This is a genomic window from Microbacterium rhizosphaerae, from assembly GCF_034120055.1.
GTDB lineage: Bacteria > Actinomycetota > Actinomycetes > Actinomycetales > Microbacteriaceae > Microbacterium > Microbacterium rhizosphaerae.
Genome location: NZ_CP139368.1, coordinates 1,858,699 through 1,877,090 on the forward strand (window position 1 = coordinate 1,858,699; position 18,392 = coordinate 1,877,090).

Annotated in this window: 17 protein-coding genes and 2 tRNA genes; 12 read left to right on the forward strand and 7 right to left on the reverse strand. The window is 70.0% G+C overall.

Translation table 11 applies throughout. From position 1 onward, the window contains the following. Positions 1 to 10: 10 nt before the first annotated feature. The 3 genes from pepN to SM116_RS08190 form a co-directional block, all read right to left on the reverse strand. A complete protein-coding gene (pepN, locus tag SM116_RS08180; protein ID WP_320943948.1) occupies positions 11 to 2,587 on the reverse strand; it encodes an aminopeptidase N in 2,577 nt (858 codons plus the stop codon). 147 nt (positions 2,588 to 2,734) lie between these two features. Further along, on the reverse strand, positions 2,735 to 4,375 hold the full coding sequence (locus tag SM116_RS08185) for a SulP family inorganic anion transporter (protein WP_320943949.1): 1,641 nt from the start codon (positions 4,373 to 4,375) through the stop codon (positions 2,735 to 2,737). A gap of 11 nt (positions 4,376 to 4,386) precedes the next feature. Beyond that, positions 4,387 to 4,752, reverse strand: a complete 366-nt coding sequence (locus tag SM116_RS08190) for an ArsR/SmtB family transcription factor (protein WP_320943950.1) — start codon at positions 4,750 to 4,752, stop codon at positions 4,387 to 4,389. 55 nt (positions 4,753 to 4,807) lie between these two features. Here SM116_RS08190 and SM116_RS08195 point away from each other — a divergent pair, with 55 nt between their 5' ends. From SM116_RS08195 to SM116_RS08215, 5 genes are read left to right on the forward strand one after another with little or no spacing between them, the layout of a single operon-like run. Continuing rightward, positions 4,808 to 5,347 carry a ribose-5-phosphate isomerase gene (locus tag SM116_RS08195; protein WP_320943951.1) on the forward strand — a complete coding sequence of 180 codons (540 nt, stop codon included), beginning with the start codon at positions 4,808 to 4,810 and terminating at the stop codon, positions 5,345 to 5,347. Further along, positions 5,347 to 6,360 (forward strand): Fpg/Nei family DNA glycosylase, encoded by a 1,014-nt coding sequence (locus SM116_RS08200; RefSeq protein WP_320943952.1) that lies wholly within the window; start codon positions 5,347 to 5,349, stop codon positions 6,358 to 6,360. Before SM116_RS08195 ends, SM116_RS08200 begins: the two co-directional genes overlap by 1 nt. Before the next feature lie 9 nt (positions 6,361 to 6,369). Then, a complete protein-coding gene (locus tag SM116_RS08205) occupies positions 6,370 to 7,014 on the forward strand; it encodes an FMN-binding negative transcriptional regulator (RefSeq protein WP_320943953.1) in 645 nt (214 codons plus the stop codon). After that, on the forward strand, positions 7,011 to 8,495 hold the full coding sequence (locus SM116_RS08210) for an amidohydrolase (protein WP_320943954.1): 1,485 nt from the start codon (positions 7,011 to 7,013) through the stop codon (positions 8,493 to 8,495). The genes SM116_RS08205 and SM116_RS08210 overlap by 4 nt, the downstream gene beginning before the upstream one ends. Before the next feature lies 1 nt (position 8,496). Continuing rightward, positions 8,497 to 9,174 (forward strand): GAP family protein, encoded by a 678-nt coding sequence (locus SM116_RS08215; RefSeq protein ID WP_320943955.1) that lies wholly within the window; start codon positions 8,497 to 8,499, stop codon positions 9,172 to 9,174. A 35-nt stretch (positions 9,175 to 9,209) separates the two neighbouring features. On the opposite strand, the gene SM116_RS08220 is transcribed toward SM116_RS08215, so the two are convergent. Further along, a complete protein-coding gene (locus SM116_RS08220) occupies positions 9,210 to 9,695 on the reverse strand; it encodes a Dps family protein (protein ID WP_320943956.1) in 486 nt (161 codons plus the stop codon). 119 nt (positions 9,696 to 9,814) lie between these two features. Between SM116_RS08220 and SM116_RS08225 the strand changes: the two genes are divergently transcribed. Beyond that, positions 9,815 to 10,351: a gamma carbonic anhydrase family protein gene (locus SM116_RS08225; protein WP_320943957.1), complete on the forward strand. Its 537-nt coding sequence runs from the start codon at positions 9,815 to 9,817 to the stop codon at positions 10,349 to 10,351. A 7-nt stretch (positions 10,352 to 10,358) separates the two neighbouring features. Here the strand turns inward: SM116_RS08225 and SM116_RS08230 are convergent, their stop codons facing one another. Then, positions 10,359 to 11,663, reverse strand: coding sequence for an MFS transporter (locus SM116_RS08230; RefSeq protein WP_430691821.1), 1,305 nt, complete (start codon positions 11,661 to 11,663; stop codon positions 10,359 to 10,361). Positions 11,664 to 11,813: 150 nt separating this feature from the next. On the opposite strand from SM116_RS08230, the gene SM116_RS08235 reads away from it, so the two are divergent. Further along, positions 11,814 to 12,659, forward strand: a complete 846-nt coding sequence (locus SM116_RS08235; RefSeq protein WP_320943959.1) for a LysR substrate-binding domain-containing protein — start codon at positions 11,814 to 11,816, stop codon at positions 12,657 to 12,659. A 15-nt stretch (positions 12,660 to 12,674) separates the two neighbouring features. Here SM116_RS08235 and SM116_RS08240 read toward each other — a convergent pair whose 3' ends face one another. Both SM116_RS08240 and SM116_RS08245 read right to left on the reverse strand, forming a co-directional pair. Next, positions 12,675 to 13,577 (reverse strand): alpha/beta fold hydrolase, encoded by a 903-nt coding sequence (locus SM116_RS08240; protein WP_320943960.1) that lies wholly within the window; start codon positions 13,575 to 13,577, stop codon positions 12,675 to 12,677. Between the two features lie 103 nt (positions 13,578 to 13,680). Continuing rightward, a tRNA-Gly gene (locus SM116_RS08245) sits at positions 13,681 to 13,754 on the reverse strand. A 150-nt stretch (positions 13,755 to 13,904) separates the two neighbouring features. Between SM116_RS08245 and SM116_RS08250 the strand changes: the two genes are divergently transcribed. The 5 genes from SM116_RS08250 to clpX all read left to right on the forward strand — a co-directional run bounded on the left by SM116_RS08250 (position 13,905) and on the right by clpX (position 18,390). Then, positions 13,905 to 13,978, forward strand: a tRNA-Pro gene (locus SM116_RS08250). A gap of 71 nt (positions 13,979 to 14,049) precedes the next feature. Then, complete coding sequence (gene tig, locus SM116_RS08255; protein WP_320943961.1) at positions 14,050 to 15,483, forward strand: trigger factor; 1,434 nt, start codon at positions 14,050 to 14,052, stop codon at positions 15,481 to 15,483. A 153-nt stretch (positions 15,484 to 15,636) separates the two neighbouring features. Next, complete coding sequence (locus SM116_RS08260) at positions 15,637 to 16,221, forward strand: ATP-dependent Clp protease proteolytic subunit (protein ID WP_320943962.1); 585 nt, start codon at positions 15,637 to 15,639, stop codon at positions 16,219 to 16,221. A gap of 28 nt (positions 16,222 to 16,249) precedes the next feature. Continuing rightward, positions 16,250 to 16,969 carry an ATP-dependent Clp protease proteolytic subunit gene (locus tag SM116_RS08265; protein WP_425563271.1) on the forward strand — a complete coding sequence of 240 codons (720 nt, stop codon included), beginning with the start codon at positions 16,250 to 16,252 and terminating at the stop codon, positions 16,967 to 16,969. A gap of 152 nt (positions 16,970 to 17,121) precedes the next feature. Beyond that, positions 17,122 to 18,390, forward strand: a complete 1,269-nt coding sequence (gene clpX, locus SM116_RS08270) for an ATP-dependent Clp protease ATP-binding subunit ClpX (RefSeq protein ID WP_320943963.1) — start codon at positions 17,122 to 17,124, stop codon at positions 18,388 to 18,390. Positions 18,391 to 18,392: the final 2 nt, after the last annotated feature.

An 18,392-nucleotide genomic window follows, 5' to 3' on the forward strand; every position in this document is an offset into this window, starting at 1 on the left:
CCGTCATGCGTCACTGGGCGTCGCGCTCCTGCACCGAGAGCGCGCGCTCCACGCCGGCCAGGTTCTCGCCGACGAGGCGGCGCAGGGCCGCCGGAGCGTCCTTGTGCGCGGTCAGCCACGAGCGCGTCGCGTCGCGGAGGGCGACGTTGGCGAGGGCGGCAGGGTAGAGCCCGGTGATGAGGTACTGCGCGATCTGGTAGGTGCGCGACTCCCACACCGGCAGCAGCATGTCGAAGTAGGGCTGGACGAACTCGGCGAGCAGGTCGCGCGATGCCGGGTTCACGAACCCGAGCGCAGCCGAGCGGACCACCGTGTTCGGCAGCTCGTCGTTGTCGACGAGGCTCGCCCACGCGGCGCGTTTCGCCTCGAGCGTCGGGAGGGCGGCCTTCGCCTGCGCGGCGAACTCGCCGCCCTTGGCCGTGTTGTCCTCGGCGAGCGCCGCGTCGATCTCGTCCGCGCTCACGAGCCCGCCCGCGGCCAGGGAGACGAGCAGCTGCCAGGACAGGTCGGTGTCGATCTCGAGTCCGTCGAACGTCAGCTCGCCCTCGCGCACGCGGCGCACGCGGTCCCACTGCGCGGGGGTGGATGCGGATGCCGCGAACGACGTCACCAGCTGCAGCTGGCTGTCGCTGCCGGCCCCCGCCGCCGTGGCGAGCTCCCACAGGCGCTCGGCGACGGCCGCACGGGTCGCCTCGCGCCGCTCCGGCGCGACGTACGAGCTCGCCGCCAGCAGGAGCTGGCCCAGGGTCGTGCGCACCGTCGTGGACTCGGTCTCGCTGCCGATGTTGCGCAGCACGAGGTCGATGTAGTCGCTGGCAGCGGACTCGGCATCCCTCGTCTGATCCCACGCCGCCCCCCAGACCAGCGAGCGCGCGAGCGGGTTCGAGATCTTGGCGAGGTGCGCGATGGCGGTCTTGAGCGAGCGGTCGTCGAGGCGGATCTTCGCGTACGCGAGGTCGTCGTCGTTCAGGAGCACGAGGTCGGGCCGGACCATACCCTTGAGCTCGGCGACGTCGGTGCGGTCGCCGTCGACGTCGATCTCGATGCGCTGCACCCGCACGAGGGCGTCGCCGCGCAGGCTGTAGAAGCCGACGCCGAGCCGATGCGGACGGATCGTCGGGTAGTCGGCCGGAGCGGTCTGGACGATCGCGAACCGCGAGATCACGGTCCCTGAGCCTGTCGAAGCGTCGCCGGCCTCGTCGATCACGGGCGAGAGCGTGTTGACCCCGGCCGTCTCGAGCCACTTGCGCGACCAGGTGGACAGGTCGCGGCCGCTCGTCGCCTCCAACTCGGCGAGCAGGTCGCTGAGCTCCGTGTTGCCCCACTGGTGCTTGCGGAAGTACGCGCCGACGCCCGCGAAGAACGCGTCGATCCCGACCCATGCGGCCAGCTGCTTGAGCACCGAGCCGCCCTTGGCATACGTGATGCCGTCGAAGTTGACCTGCACGTCTTCGAGATCGTTGATCGTCGCGACGACGGGATGCGTGGAGGGCAGCTGATCCTGACGGTACGCCCAGGTCTTCTCCATCGCGTTGAACGTCGTCCACGCCTCGGTCCACTCGGTCGCTTCGGCGGTGGCGATGGTGGATGCCCACTCCGCGAACGACTCGTTCAGCCAGAGGTCGTTCCACCACTTCATCGTGACCAGGTCGCCGAACCACATGTGGGCGAGCTCGTGGAGGATGGTGACGACCCGGCGCTCCTTGACGGCATCCGTCACCTTGCTGCGGAAGACGTACGTCTCGGTGAACGTCACCGCTCCTGCGTTCTCCATCGCTCCGGCGTTGAACTCGGGGACGAAGAGCTGGTCGTACTTGGCGAACGGGTAGGCGACGCCGAACTTCTCCTCGAAGTACGCGAAGCCCTGGCGGGTCTTCTCGAAGATGTAGTCGGCGTCGAGGTGCTGCCACAGGCTCTTGCGGCCGTAGACGCCGAGCGGGATGACGCGTCCCGACGCGCTCGTCAGCTCCGAGAAGGTCGCCTCGTACGGACCGGCGATGAGCGCCGTGATGTACGACGAGATGCGGGGCGTGCGTTCGAAGGCCCACGTCGCCGATCCGTCGCCGTGCTTCTTCGGCTCGGGCGTCGGGGAGTTGGACACGACCTTCCACGGCTCCGGAGCGGTGACGGTGAACCGGAAGCCGGCCTTGAGGTCGGGCTGCTCGAAGACCGCGAACACGCGCCGCGAGTCGGGCACCTCGAACTGCGAGTAGAGGTACACCTCGTCGTCGACCGGGTCGACGAAGCGGTGCAGACCCTCGCCGGTGTTCGTGTACAGGCAGTCGGCGTCGACGACGAGCTCGTTGCGCTCGGCCAGGCCGCGCAGCGCGATGCGCGAGTCGGCGAAGACGTCGGCCGGGTCGAGAGCGGCGCCGTTCAGCGTGATCGAGCGCACCTCGCGCGCGATGAGGTCGATGAAGGTGTCCGAGCCGGGCACGGCGGCGAAGCGGACGGTCGTGTGCGAACCGAACACCTCGGCGCCCCGGGTCAGGTCGAGCACGACGTCGTACTCGAGCCCTTCGGTCGACGGATCGACGACGGCGCGTCGCTCCTGCGCTTCGATGCGGGTGAGGTTCTCTCCAGGCACTGCTCTTGCTCCCGTTGCGTGTGGGGGAATGCCGCGGACGAGCGCTGGTGGCGCCGGCGACAACCGTTCTAGCCTATGGTCTTCGGGCTCCGCCGCGGCATCGCCCCACGCCCTGTCGGTCCGCGCCGTGGACGCGCCCGGCACCGGCTAGGACAGGGCTGCCCTGTGCACGTGCGATCGGGCGTGGACGATGGCGCTGTCGAGGTCGTCGAAGAGATGATTCTGGTGGCGCAGGGAGCCGAGTACTCCGACGGTGCGGAACAGCTCCTCATGCCCCGGCTGCACGCCTTTGATGAGCACCGTCACACCCCGCCGCTCGAGCGCGGTGACGATGTCGGTGAGCACGCGTGCCCCCGTCGCGTCGACCAGTTCGAGCTTCGACATGCGCAGCACGACGACGGAGACGCCGGTGAGACCGGTCACCGTCTCGTACACCCGATCGGCCGCGGCGAAGAAGAGCGGGCCGTCGATGCGGATCACCGCGATGTGCTCGTCACCCGCCGCGGCGGGTCCGGTCAGGGGCTCCCGGTGGACCCCGGTCGACCGAGCGAGGCCGCGGAGCGCGAACACGCCGGCGCACGCGACGCCGATGATCACGGCGACGATGAGATCCACCGAGACGGTGACGATCGCCGTCGCGACGAAGGCCACGGCATCCGCTCGCGTCGATCGCATGATGGTGCGGACCGTGCCCGCGTGCACCATGCGGGTCGCGGTCACCATGAGCACCCCGGCGAGCGCGGCGAGCGGGATGCGTCCGACCGGGCCCGCGGCGAACAGCACGATCGACAGCAGGACGACTGCGTGCGTGATCGATGCGAGCCGCGAGCGGCCGCCCGAGCGGATGTTCACCGCCGTGCGGGCGATCGCCCCGGTGGCCGGCATCCCGCCGAACAGCCCCGAGGCGACCGACGCGAGACCCTGACCGACGAGTTCGCGATCCGGATCGTAGGGACCGGTGTCCGCGAGGGATGCGGCGACCCGCGCGGACAGTAGCGACTCGATCGCGGCGAGTGCCGCCACCGTGAGGGCCGGTGCCGCCAGCGACACGAGCGTCGCCGCATCCATCCGGGGCAGCGCGGGGGCCGGGAGCGTCGCCGGCAGGGCTCCGATGGTCGCGAGCGGCGCGGAGAGCAGGGAGGCGGCCACGGCGACGAGCACGATGCCGATGAGGGAGCCGGGCAGGGATCGGTGCACGCGCGGAGCCAGAAGCATGGCGGCCGCCACCACGGCGACGGCGCCGACCGACCATGCCAGATAGCGCCAGTCGGCGCTCGCGATGGACTGGATCGCGGCGATGGCCGCGTTCGAACTCCGTGTGCCGGAGGGCGCGCCATGCGGCGAGGTGAGGAGCGGCACCTGCTGCAGGAAGATGATGACCGCGATGCCGAGGGTGAAGCCCTCGATGACCGGCCACGGGATGAACGAGACGAGCCGGCCGAGCCGCAGGACGCCGGCGGCGATCACGATGACGCCGGCAGCCACGCTGACCAGCGCGACGGCCCCGACGCCGTGGGCGGCGACGATGGGCCCGAGCACGACGACCATCGCGCCCGTCGGTCCGGAGACCTGCACGTTCGATCCCCCGAAGACGGCTGCGACGAGTCCCGCGACGATGGCGGTGACGAGTCCCGCCTCCGCGCCCGCGCCGGAGCTCACGCCGAATCCGAGGGCGAGGGGAAGCGCGACGACGCCGACGGTGAGTCCGGCCAGCAGGTCGCCGCGCCACGTGCGACGCGCGGTGCGGTAGTCGGCGAGGTTCGGCAGCAGGGCGCGCGCGGCGCGCATCACCGAGCCGCTCATGCGGAGGGCGGCAGGGCGGGGAGTGCGAGGGCGTCGTCGAGGCGTGCACCGTCGGACTGCAGGATGCCGAGCAGCAGCGCGCGCGCCACGGCCAGCAGCTCGGCGACCCGCGGATCCGCGAGCCGGTAGTACACGTGGCTCGCCCGCCTCTCGGACTCGACCAGGCGATGCCGGCGGAGCACCGCCAGGTGCTGGGAGAGATGGGAGGCCTCCAGGCCCGTCTCGTCCTGCAGCTCCGCGACGCTCACTTCGGGGGATGCCGACAGAAGCTCGAGGATGCGGATGCGGAAGGGGTGCGCGAGGCCTTTGAAGAGTCCCGCCTTGACCTCGTAGAGCGGACGCTGACGCTGACTGAATGGCATGATGAAATCATCATATCGTCGCCCGGCCGAATCGGCTCCTCTCTAGGATTGACGCATGCGCATCCACATCGCGACCGATCACGCCGGCCTCGAGTTCTCCACCCAGCTGCAGCGCCACCTCGCCGATCAGGGGCATGAGGTCATCGACCACGGTCCGATCGAGTACGACGCGCTGGATGACTACCCCGCCTTCTGCATCCGAGCGGCGCAAGCCGTGATCGCCGACCAGTCCGCGGGCATGGACGCGCTCGGAGTCGTCTTCGGCGGCTCGGGCAACGGCGAGCAGATCGCCGCGAACAAGGTGCGCGGCATCCGTGCGGCTCTCGTGTGGAACCAGTCGACGGCCGAGCTCGCCCGCCAGCACAACGACGCGAACGTCATCGCCATCGGCGCGCGCCAGCACACGCTCGAGGAGGCGCTGTCATTCATCGACACGTTCATCGCCACCCCGTTCAGCGACGAGGAGCGCCACATCCGGCGCATCGGCCAGATCGCGGCCTTCGAGACCGACGGCTCGCTCGAGCCCGACCCGCGTGCGGTCGCCCCGAACGTCATCGCAGACGACGAGAGCGGCTTCGACCCCGAGGCCGGCTGATGCCCGAGGGGCATTCCGTCCATCGCATCGCCCGGCAGTTCGACCGCAACTTCGTGGGCCGGCGTGTGTCGGCATCCAGTCCCCAGGGTCGGTTCGTCGAGGGCGCGGCCACCCTGGACGGCCGCGAGGCCGAGTCGGTGCGCGCGGTCGGCAAGCAGATGTTCCTCGAGTTCGAGGGCGACGTCTGGCTGCGCGTGCACCTGGGCATGTACGGGGCATGGGACTTCGCCGGCGAGATCATCGTCGATCCCACGATCGCCTCGGCCAACGGCCGCATGGGCCAGACGAATCAGCGCGGTACCGTCCTGAACGCGGACGACCACGACGACGCCATCATGGATGCCGCGGGCGAGAACTCACTGTCCTCCATCGGCGCGCCGCGCCGCGCCCGCGTGCATGTGCGCATGTCCGAGCAGACCACCGGACTCGCCGACGAGGGCGAGGACTGGCCTCCGCCCGTCGTCGGGCAGGTGCGCCTGCGCCTCCTCACCGAGAGCACGTGCGCCGACCTGCGCGGACCCACGGCCTGCGAGCTCCAGACGCCCGACGAGGTCGTCGCGACGATCGCCAAGCTCGGACCCGACCCCCTCGTCGACGATCCCGAAGAGGGGGAGGAGCGCTTCACGCAGGTCGTGCGGCGCAAGCCGACGCCCATCGGCCTCCTCCTGATGGACCAGAGCGTCGTCAGCGGCATCGGCAACGTCTACCGTGCCGAGCTGCTCTACCGCGCGCGCCTCGACCCGCACACGCCGGGCAGGGACGTGCCCGAGGAGACCGTGCGGCAGCTGTGGCGCGACTGGTCGCGCCTGCTGCGCATCGGCGTGGAGACCGGCCAGATGATGACGATGGACGAGCTCTCGCCCGAGGACTGGCGCAAGGCGATGGCGAGCCGCGACGACCGCCACTGGGTCTATCGCCGCGCCGGACTCCCGTGCCGCACGTGCGGCACCTCGATCGTGCTCGAGGAGATGGGCGCCCGCAAGCTGTACTGGTGCCCCTCGTGTCAGGAATAGCCTGACATCATGCGTCAGAATCCGAGCTTCGCGATGACGGATGTCGGCGAGCTGCGTCGCCTCATCGCCCGCAACCCGTGGGCCACTCTCGTGAGCGCCGCGCCCGACGGACTCGTCGCATCGCACTACGCCGTGCTCCTCGACGACGGCCGCGACGACCTCACGATCGTCGGACACGTCGGCCGGCCGGACGACCTGCTCCACGGCCTCGGCGAGCGGGAGCTCATGGTGATCTTCCAAGGCCCGCACGGCTACGTCTCTCCCGGCTGGTACGGCGATGCCGCCGGCGTCCCGACGTGGAACTTCGCGTCCGTGCATCTGTCGGGCGTCCCCGAGCTGCTCACGACCGAGGAGAACCTCCAGGTGCTCGACCGACTGGTGGCCCACTTCGAGTCGCCGCGGGACGACCCCCGCCTCCTGTGGGAACGGCCGAACGACGCCGCGTACGTGGAGCGCCTCGAGAAGGGCACGATCGGATTCCGGCTGACCCCGACGAAGGTCGTCGCGAAGCGCAAGCTCAGCCAGAACAAGACGCCCGAGGTCGTCGAGTCGGTGATCCTCGAGCTCGAGGGCACGGGTCCGTACTCGAACCCCGCGCTCGCGGCCGAGATGCGACGAGCGCACGACGCCATGGCCGCGGCCCGGAACTCATGACCGCGACGATCCGCGGCGCGCATCTTCGCGGGCCGGGAACCGAGCTGCTGCCGGACGCGGGGCCGTTCGATGTGTTCCTCGACGACGGGATCATCGTCGACATCGCGCCCGTCGGGGCCTTGCGCCCTCGCGGCGACACGATCGACGCCGACGGCCGATTCCTCATCCCCGGGCTGTGGGACCACCACGTGCACACCACGCAGTGGGCACTGGCCGCGCAGCGCGCGGACCTCGATGGCACAGTCTCTCCGGCCGACGCGGCGCGGCGGGTGGCGGCATCCCCGGTCCTTCCGGACGGGAGGCGCGTGGGCGCCGGCTACCGCGACGCGCTGTGGCACGAGCCGCCCACCGTGGCGCTGCTCGACGAGCTCACCGGCGACACCCCGACGTATCTGCTGAACGCCGATGCGCACAGCATGTGGCTGAACTCCGCGGCGCAGCGCCGCGAGGGCGTCGCGACGGGCGCCGACGGCATCCTGCGCGAAGAGCCGGCCTTCGCCGTGTCCAAGCTGCTCAACGCGGTCGAGCCCGAGGTCGCCGACCGCCTCGTCGCTCGGATGGCGAAGGATGCGGCCACCCGCGGCATCGTCGGGATCGTCGACCTCGACATGGCCTGGAACGAGGAGTCGTGGGCCCGGCGGCTCGCCGGGGGCTTCGACACGCTGCGCGTGGAGTTCGGCGTGTACCCCGACCTGCTCCCGCGCGCGATCGCCGAGGGTCTGCGCACCGGCGACCCCGTGCGGGGGTCGGGCTCCGACCTCGTGCGGGTCGGACCGCTGAAGGTCATCACCGACGGATCCCTCGGCACCCGCACAGCGGCGGCCCGCAACGCGTACCCGGATGATGCCGCGAACCATGGCGTCCTCACCGTCCACCCCGGCGAGCTCGTCGGGCTGCTGACCGAGGCGACGGCCGCCGGTCTGCGCTGCGCGGTCCACGCGATCGGCGATGTGGCGAACTCGCACGCCCTCGACGCCTTCGCCGCCACGGGCGCGTGGGGGACGATCGAGCACGCCCAGCTGGTCGCCCATGCCGACATCCCGCGCTTCGCCCGCCTCGGCATCGCCGCGAGCATCCAGCCGGCCCACGCCCTGGACGACCGCGAGATGGCGGACGTCCTGTGGGCCGGTCAGACCTCGCTCGCGTACCCGCTCCAGTCGTTCGTCGACGCGGGCGCGGCACTCGTGTTCGGCTCCGACGCGCCGGTGTCACCGCTCGACCCGTGGGCCGCGATGGCGGCGGCGGTGTACCGGACACGCGACGACCGCCCCGCGTGGCATCCAGAGGAGGCGGTGGATGCGGCGACCGCCCTCGCCGCGTCCACGCACGCGGGTTCGGCGGCCCCGGACGCCCTGTCGCCGGGCGCCGTGGCGGACCTGGCGCTCTGCGATGCGGATCCGCTCACGGCGGACGAGCCGGCGCTGCGCAGGATGCGCGTCTCCGCGACGCTCGTCGCCGGTCGGCTCACCCACGGGGCGTGACATGCTCCCGGTGATCGTCTACTCGCTTCCGCTCGCGCTCATCGTCTGGTTCAGCCCGACGCGCATCATGGCGGCGACTCTGATGCTCTTCTCGAGTCGGGCCCGTTCGGTCGCGGGCGCTTACGCGCTGGGGTGGGTCGTGGGCATCACCGTCTGCGTCGCCGCCTTCACCCTGGGCGCGACCCTGGCGAGCGCCATGCTCTCGTCGACGGCCTCGAAGAACGGCGGCGCACTCCTCGATCTCCTCGTGGGCATCGCCATGATCGCGCTGTCGGCTGTGGCGTGGAGGGCCCGTCCGCGCCCGGGCGCCGAGCGGCATCCCGAGCGCCTCAATCGCATGATCGAGCGTCTCACCCCGCTGTCGGCGCTCGGACTCGGCCTCGCGGTGTCGATCCTGAGTCCGACGCACCTGCTGGCGATCGCGTCGTTCAGCGCGGGGATCGCCGGGTCGGGCATGTCCGCCGCCGATCAGATCGCGGTGGCGGTCATCTTCATCGTGCTGTGCACGAGCTCGATCACCGTTCCCGTCGGGGTGGCCATCGTCGATCCCGAACGATCCGAGGCGCCGCTGCGCCGCCTGCACGGCTGGCTCTCCGATCACGGTCAGACCGTGCTCGTGGTCCTGTTCCTCGTGATCGGCGTCATCTTCCTCGCAAAGGGGATCGCCGCCGTCTCCTGACGCGGCGATCCCGGCTCGAGCGAGCCGGATTCGCGCTATTCGGCCAGGTGGGCGAAGAGGAACCAGCGGTCCTTCTCGAGCCCCTGCTTGATGCCGATCGCCACATCCTGGCTCGTGAGGTCGATCTCGTCGAGCCCGTCGATGGCGGCCTGCAGGTCGGCGAGCACGACGTCGATGTCGTCGATGACCGCCCGGATCATGTCGTCCCACTGCGCGAACCCGCCGCCGACGGCGCTGGGCTTCGCCTTCGCGGCGACCGTGGACAGGCGCGCGTCGACGGGGAGCCCGAGGGCGACGATCCGCTCCGCCGCCTCATCCGCCCAGCCCTGAGCGTGCGTGACGAGACTGTCGAGCAGTTCGTGGATGGCGATGAAGTTCGCTCCTCGCACATTCCAGTGCGCCTGCTTGCCGTTGACGACGAGCGCCTCCATGCCGATCACGACCGGTGCGAGGAACTGCGCCGAGCCGGTGGCCACGGCGGGGTCGACGGCTGCTGCGGGGGTGGTCTCGGTCTGGCTCATGCGCTTCTCCCATCGGTTTCGTCCTGTGTCGTGTCAACGCTACTGAGCGCGGCGAATTCCGCAAGGAATGTCGGCGCACCCCGCACCGCCGGCGTGGACGTTCGTGAGAGAGTCGGGTCATGACGATCGCCGACGGTGCCTCGGTCCTCTCGGTGTCGGGCAAGACGCCCGTCATCGCTCCTTCCGCCTTCCTCGCCGCCGGGGCGCGGGTGATCGGAGACGTGCGCATGGCCGAGGGATCCAGCGTCTGGTACAACGCGGTGCTGCGGGCGGACGGCGACTCGATCACGGTCGGGGCGGGCAGCAACCTGCAGGACAACGTGTCGGTGCATGTCGACCGCGGCAAGCCCGTCGTCATCGGCGAGAACGTGTCGGTCGGGCACAATGCCGTCGTGCACGGCTGCACGATCGAGGACGGCTCGCTCGTCGGCATGGGCGCCGTCGTCCTCAACGGCGCGGTGATCGGCGCCGGCTCCCTGGTCGCCGGGGGAGCGGTCGTGCTGGAGGGATCGGTCATCCCGCCCGGCTCGCTCGTCGCCGGCGTCCCCGCGAAGGTGCGTCGGGAGCTGAGCGAGGACGAGCGCGCCGCATTGGTCCGCAACGCCGAGACGTATCGCGCGCACCTGGCCGACCACGCGGGCGCGACGCCCGCCTGAGCGATCGTCAGCGCGCGCAGGTGGAGTCTGTCGCGGGAGCCACGAGCCGCAGCGATGGCAGTCGGCCGTCTCGGCACAGCGTGAGGCGCAGGTGGCCCCGCATCATCACCACGATCGCGATCGCGAGGGCGGCGGCGAGCGGCACGATCCCGGACACGGCCATCCCGGCCTCCGGTCCGACGCGCTCCACGATGAATCCCATCAGCGGGCCACCGAGGGCCTGCCCGCCGAGCTGCACGAGGATGTAGAGCGCCATCACGCGTCCGCGGACGCCGAGGTTCGTCGACTGCTGCACGAGCGAGTTCGCGCTCGTGAGGAACAGCAGGCTCGCCGCCCCGCCGGCCGTGATGAGGAGGGCGAAGACCACGAGCCCCGGGGCGAGCGCGGTCGTCGCCTGCACGACGCCGAGGACGGCCGCACCCCCGACCACGAGCCGCAGGCTGACCGAGAGCCGGCGCGTGGAGAGCACGGCGCCGGTCAGTGCGCCGACGGCGACGAGCGCGTTGAAGAGCCCGTAGCCTGCGGCGCCGACCTTGAAGACGTCGTTCGCGTAGGCGGCGAGCAGCACGGGCATCGTGTACGCGAAGAACGCCACGGCGCCGAGCATCACGATGGTGAAAAGGATCGCCGGCTTGCGGCCCACGTAGCGCAGACCCTCCGTCAGCTGCCCCTTCGCCCGCGGCCGCACCGGCGTGTGGTGCAGGGTCGAGGCATCCATCAGCGCCAGCGAGAGCACCACGAGTGCGCAGGCCGCCGCGTTGATCGCGAACGCCCAGCCGCTTCCGACGGCGGTGATCGCGAGCCCGCCGATCGCCGGCCCGATCAGCGCACCGAGCTGGAAGGTCGAGGAGTTGAGGCTGATCGCATTGCGCAGGAGCTTGGGCCCGACGATCTCGTTGACGAAGACCTGACGCGCCGGGTTGTCGACGACGGTGACGAATCCGCCGAGCAGCGCCAGCGCCCAGATGTGCCACACCTGCACCGTGCCGGACAGCACGAGCACCGCGAGGACGGCAGAGATCAGAGCCGCCGTCGTCTGCGTGATCATCAGCAGCAGCCGCTTGGAGTACCGATCCGCGATGACCCCGCCCAGCAGGCCGAACAGGAGCATCGGCGCGAACTGCATCGCGACCGTGATCCCGACGGCCGCAACGCTTCCGGACAGCTGCAGCACGAGCCAGTCCTGGGTCACGCGCTGCATGCCCAGCGCCGTGGTGGCGACGATCTGCCCGCCGGCGTAGAGCCGGTAGTTCGCGACTCGGAGCGAGACGAAGGTGTCGCGCCAGCGCGGGCGCGTGGTCATGACGGGGATGGGAGTGGTCTGCAGCGATTCGTCGGTCGATGTCACAGGAGTTCCGTATGCAGTCGGCGGTGGATGCGGGTCCACGCTAAAGGCGCGGCATCCATTCGCGCGACCAATTGGGCCTATAACTCCCATTGGCTATCCCAATAGGCTGGGGTCATGTTCGACCCCGAGCTGCTCGCCACCTTCGTCGCCGTCGCCGAGACGGGCAGCTTCACCCGTGCCGCGGAGCGCGTCGGCCTCAGCCAGCCCACGGTCAGCCAGCACGTGCAGCGCCTCGAGGCGGCGGCCCGCCGCAACCTCGTCGATCGCGACACCAGGCGGCTGCGGCTCACCGACAACGGGGATGCGATGCTCGGCTTCGCGCGCACGATCCTCGCGGCGCACGCCGCCGCCGACACCTACTTCGCGGGCACGGCCATGCGCGGCCGGCTGCGGTTCGGCGTCGCCGACGATCTCGCGATCACGCAGCTGCCCAGCATCCTGCGCGACTTCCGTCAGGCATATCCGCAGATCAACCTGGAGCTGACCGTCGGGCAGTCAACGCCCCTGGATCGCCGGCTGAAGGCGGGACAGCTCGATCTCATCTTCATCAAGCAGGCGCAGGGCGAGGGCGAGGGCGACCGGGTCAGCAGCGACGCCCTCGTCTGGATGGGGCTCGCGCGCACCGAGCTCGCGCCGGATGCGCCGGTGCCGCTCATCGCCTATCAGGACCCGAGCGTCAGCCGCCGCATGGCGATCGATGCGCTCGAGGCCGCGGGGCGCGTCTGGCGGATCACGTGCAACACGCGCGAGGTCAACGGCGTCCTCGCCGCTGTGCGGGCAGGTCTCGGGGTCGCTCCGTTCCCACGATCGCTCATCCCCGACGACCTCGTCACGGTGACGAACCGGCTCGGGCTTCCGGCGCTCGGAGAGGTGGAGTTCACGCTGCGGGTGGGGCCGCGTGCTCCTGCCGAGCCGACGGCCGCGCTGACGCGCGCCATCATGGGCCGCAGGCTGCATTGAGCAGCGGGGGAGCGGTCAACCCTGAATCGGAGGATGGTTCTTGCCGCGGTGCACCTCGTAGAGGCGCACGTGTCCGGGCCACAGCGGATCGTTCTCGATCGGCTTGTCGTCCATGAAACTGCGGATGACATGCGCCAGCTGATCGGGGTGGCTGAAGTTGATCGCGTGCGCCGCGCCCTCCAGCAGCACCACGAGCACGTGGCTGTCGGTCTGGCTGGCGATCTCGTCGACGCGGTGGGCGTGGGGCAGGAGCGGGTCGCGCTGGCCGAGGACGACGAGCGTCGGCAGGCGCATCTCCAGCAGTCGCTGGAGCGTCGGGTACTGCGTCAGCGACCGGAACATCCGCATCGTGCTCGGCACGCCGAAGCGGACGTAGTCCGGCACGGCGACGCGGGCCATCCGCACGGGCTCGCGCGGCGCATCCGCGGACAGCTGGCGGATGGCCCGCCGCAGCGGCTGGTTGAACACGCCGCCGGCAGGGGAGACCAGGACCGCCCGGTCGATGCGGTCGGGGTAGCGGTGGGCGAACTCGACGATGACGGGGCATCCCATCGAGTTGCCGACGAGCGTCGCCTTCTCCACGCCGCGGTCGTCGAAGAAATCGACGGCTGCCTGCGCGAGATCCGGGATGTCGAGCATGTCCTTGCGCTTGCCGCTGCGGCCGAAACCGGGCAGGTCGGGCACATAGGTGTGGAACTCGTCGGCGAGACGCTCGGCGGTCGGCAGGAGATACCGGCCGGACAGCCCGAAGCCGTGGATGTGCGCCATCACCCGGGGGTCCTGCGGCACGACCGGCGACTCCCGATAGAAGACGTCGACGCCGTCGATGCGCGTCCACTTCTCGGTCAGACCGGAGGCGGGCTTGCGCGGCAGCCTCCGCGGCTGCCCAGGGCGGGACGCGGACTGCGGACTGGTCATGGCGGCTCCCCCGAGCGACATGGACGATGGCTTCACAGTCTGCCGCGGGAAGCCTCGCGTGCACCAGAGGCGCACCCGGCGAAGGCGGGGGAGAGGGATGTTGTGGAGGGGCGGACGGGAATCGAACCCGCGTAATCAGTTTGGAAGACTGAGGCTCTACCATTGAGCTACCGCCCCGCAGGCGCGCACGCGCACCGCCGACGAGTCTACTGGATGCGGACGCATGCCCTCGACGCGGGCGCCCCGGGCGCCGCCGCGCAGGCACCACTCGGCGTCGTCGGCTAGACTTGCGGGGGCCGATTCCGCGTACGCGCGCGTATGCATGCCCGGGGCGTAGCTCAGCTTGGTAGAGCGCCCGCTTTGGGAGCGGGAGGCCGCAGGTTCAAATCCTGTCGCCCCGACACAACCGGCCCCACAGACCCCGACTCAGCCGCCGCGCTCGCGTGCGGGAATCAGAGGAGAACGAACAGGTATGGTCACCAGCACCGTCGAGCAGCTGACCCCCACGCGGGTGAAGCTCCACATCACGGTCACCCCGGACGAGCTGAAGCCCAGCATCGAGCACGCGTACGAGCACATCGCGCAGGACGTGCAGATCCCCGGCTTCCGCAAGGGCAAGGTGCCCGCTCCGATCATCAATCAGCGCATCGGCCGCGGCGCCGTCCTGGAGCACGCGGTCAGCGACGGCCTGGACAACTTCTACCGCGAGGCGATGGAGGCCCACGACGTGCGCGCCGTCGGGCGCCCGAGCGCCGACGTCATCGAGTGGCCCAGCGACAAGGACTTCTCGGGCGACCTCAAGGTCGAGGTCGAGGTGGACGTCCGCCCCGAGTTCGAGCTGCCGGACTACGAGGGCACGACCGTCACGGTCGACGCCGTCCCGGTCGATGAGGCCGCGGTCGACGCCGAGCTCGACCGCCTGCGCGCGCGATTCGGCACCCTGGTGACCGTCGACCGCCCCGCATCCACCGGCGACTTCGTCGAGCTCGACCTCGTCGCCACGATCGAGGACGCCGAGATCGACCGCGCCGAGGGCGTCTCGTACGAGGTCGGCTCGGGCGAGCTGCTCGAGGGCATCGACGAGGCCATCGACTCGCTCACCGCGGGAGAGGACACGACGTTCCGCTCGACGCTCATCGGCGGCGACCACGCCGGCGAAGAGGCCGAGGTGTCGGTCACGGTCAAGGCGGTCAAGGAGCGCGAGCTGCCCGAGGCCGACGACGACTTCGCGCAGATCGCGAGCGAGTTCGACACCATCGCCGAGCTCCGTGAGAGCCTCGTCGAGCGCGTCGGCGAGCAGAGCGTCTTCGCCCAGGCGTCGGCCGCCCGCGACAAGTTCATCGAGCAGTTGCTCGAGCAGGTCGACATCCCCGTGCCGCCGCAGCTGGTCGAGGACGAGGTGCACAACCACCTCGAGTCCGAGGGCCGCCTCGAGGACGACGAGCACCGCGCCGAGGTCACCGAGGCGAGCGAGAAGCAGTTCCGCACGCAGATGCTGCTCGACAAGATCGCCGAGCGCCACGCGGTGCAGGTGTCGCAGGACGAGCTGACGCAGTACATCGTGCAGTCCGCCGCCCAGTACGGCATGGCTCCGCAGGACTTCATCAACGCGCTGCAGGAGGGCAACCAGCTGCCGGCGATCGTCGGCGAGGTCGCCCGCAACAAGGCCCTCGCGGTCGCCCTGGGCACCGTCAACGTCGTCGACACCGACGGCAAGGCGGTCGACCTGACGGGCTTCGTCGGCTCGGCCGACGAGACCGAGGCGGAGGCCGAGGAGGAGGTCGTCGAGGAGGCGCAGGAGCTCGCAGACGCCGCGGCCGAGGCCGACGAGATCGTCGCCGCCGAGGAGGCCGCCGAGGCCACCCCCGCGAAGACCAAGAAGTCGCGCGCCAAGAAGGCCGAGTAACGACTCGAGAACGAGAGGGTGGATGCGACGAGCATCCACCCTCTCGTCGTCTGAGGGCGTCGTCGTCGGGCTCCACTCTGCCCAGGGCGAACACGGGCGGGTCGCCCGCGCCACGCCGGTAGATTCGAAGCCACGTAACGAACGGGAGCTCTCATGGCTGAACCCCTTGTCGCAACCAGTGTGTTCGACAGGCTGCTGAAGGACCGCATCATCTGGCTCGGATCGGAGGTGCGGGACGACAACGCGAACGAGATCTGCGCCAAGATCCTGCTGCTTGCGGCGGAGGACCCGCAGAAGGACATCTACCTCTACGTCAACTCGCCGGGCGGCTCCATCACCGCAGGCATGGCGATCTACGACACCATGCAGTTCGTGCCGAACGACATCGTCACGGTGGGCATCGGCATGGCGGCATCCATGGGTCAGCTGCTGCTGACCGCCGGCACCAAGGGCAAGCGCTACATCACGCCGAACGCCCGCGTGCTCCTGCACCAGCCCCACGGCGGCTTCGGCGGCACGGCGAGCGACATCCAGACGCAGGCGCAGCTGATCCTCGACATGAAGAAGCGGCTCGCCGAGATCACCGCGTCGCAGACCGGCAAGACGGTGGAGCAGATCAACGCCGACGGCGATCGCGACCGCTGGTTCACCGCGCAGGAGGCGCTCGAGTACGGATTCGTGGACCACATCCGCGAGTCGGCCGTCGACGTCATCGGCGGCGGCGGAACCAACCAGTAAGGCGACGAGGGAAAGAGAGACACAGGGAATGAACACTCCGACCTTCGGAATGCCCAGCAGCGCCCACTGGGGCTCCGCCCCAGACCCCCGGCTCGCGGGCGCGCGCCACCAGGGCCTGCAGATGCCGAACAGCCGCTACATCCTGCCGCAGTTCGAGGAGCGCACCGCCTACGGGTTCAAGCGCCAGGACCCGTACAACAAGCTGTTCGAGGATCGCGTGATCTTCCTCGGCGTGCAGGTCGACGACGCGTCGGCCGATGACGTCATGGCCCAGCTGCTCGTCCTCGAGAGCCAGGACCCCGACCGCGACATCATCATGTACATCAACTCGCCCGGCGGATCGTTCACCGCCATGACCGCGATCTACGACACCATGCAGTACGTGTCGCCGCAGATCCAGACGGTCGTCCTGGGGCAGGCCGCGTCGGCCGCCGCCGTGCTGCTCGCCGCCGGTGCGCCGGGCAAGCGCCTCGCACTGCCGAACGCGCGCATCCTGATCCACCAGCCGGCGATGGGCGAGGCGGGTCACGGGCAGGCCTCTGACATCGAGATCCAGGCGAACGAGATCATGCGCATGCGCACGTGGCTCGAGGAGACGCTGTCCCAGCACTCCAGCCACCCGCTCGAGGATGTCCACCGCGACATCGACCGCGACAAGATCCTGTCGGCGGCCGAGGCGGTCGAGTACGGCCTGGTCGACCAGGTCCTGACCACCCGCAAGCGCGGACAGGCAGCCATCTCCTCCTGATCCGGGAGCGCGACGGGGCATCCGGCACATCGTCCACAGGCTGGGCGCAATCCGGCCGGATGTCCCCGTCAGCGGATAGGCTCGGAATCGATCGGCACTCCGAGTGTCGAGACCGATCGGCATCTCGGATGCCGTAACCGGAGGGGGAGCCCATGGCACGCATCGGTGAGAGCGCCGACCTGTTCAAGTGCTCCTTCTGCGGCAAGAGCCAGAAGCAGGTCCAGCAGCTGATCGCGGGCCCCGGCGTGTACATCTGCGACGAGTGCGTCGAGCTGTGCAACGAGATCATCGAAGAGCGGATGGCGGAGTCCGGCTCGGGCATCGTGTCCGACTTCGACCTCCCGAAGCCGCGTGAGATCTTCTCCTTCCTCGAGGAGTACGTGGTCGGCCAGGACGACGCCAAGCGCGCACTGTCGGTCGCCGTCTACAACCACTACAAGCGCGTGCGGGCGCACGGCACGATCCAGTCCGCCGAGCAGCGCGCCGATGAGATCGAGATCGCCAAGAGCAACATCCTGCTGCTCGGGCCCACCGGCTGCGGCAAGACGTATCTGGCACAGACTCTCGCGAAGCGGCTCAACGTGCCTTTCGCGGTCGCCGACGCCACCGCGCTCACGGAGGCGGGGTACGTGGGGGAGGATGTCGAGAACATCCTCCTGAAGCTCCTGCAGGCGGCGGACTTCGACACCAAGCGCGCCGAGACCGGCATCATCTACATCGACGAGGTCGACAAGATCGCCCGCAAGGCGGAGAACCCTTCGATCACGCGCGACGTCTCGGGAGAGGGCGTCCAGCAGGCGCTCCTGAAGATCCTCGAGGGCACGGTGGCCTCGGTGCCTCCGCAGGGCGGCCGCAAGCACCCGCACCAGGAATTCATCCAGATCGACACGACGAACGTCCTGTTCATCGTGGCCGGGGCGTTCGCAGGGCTCGAGGACATCATCTCCGCGCGTGTCGGAAAGCACGGCGTGGGATTCGGCGCGTCGCTGCACCGCAAGGACGAGGACCTCAACCTCTTCAGCGAAGTGCAGCCGGAGGACCTCCACAAGTTCGGGCTGATCCCGGAGTTCATCGGTCGCCTTCCGGTGGTCGCCTCGGTCTCGCCGCTCCACCGAGAGGCGCTCATGGAGATCCTCACCGAGCCCAAGAACGCGCTGGTCAAGCAGTACCAGCGCATGTTCGAGCTCGACGGCGTGACGCTCGAGTTCGACCACGAGGCGCTCGAGGGCATCGCCGAACTCGCCGTCGCCCGCAAGACGGGTGCGCGCGGACTCCGAGCCATCCTCGAGGACGTGCTCGGCCCGATCATGTTCGAGATCCCCTCCACCGAGGACGTCGACAAGGTCATCGTGACGCGCGCCTCCGTCGACGAGGGCGCCCCGCCGACGCTGGTCCTGCGTCAGAAGCGCAAGAGCGCCTGAAC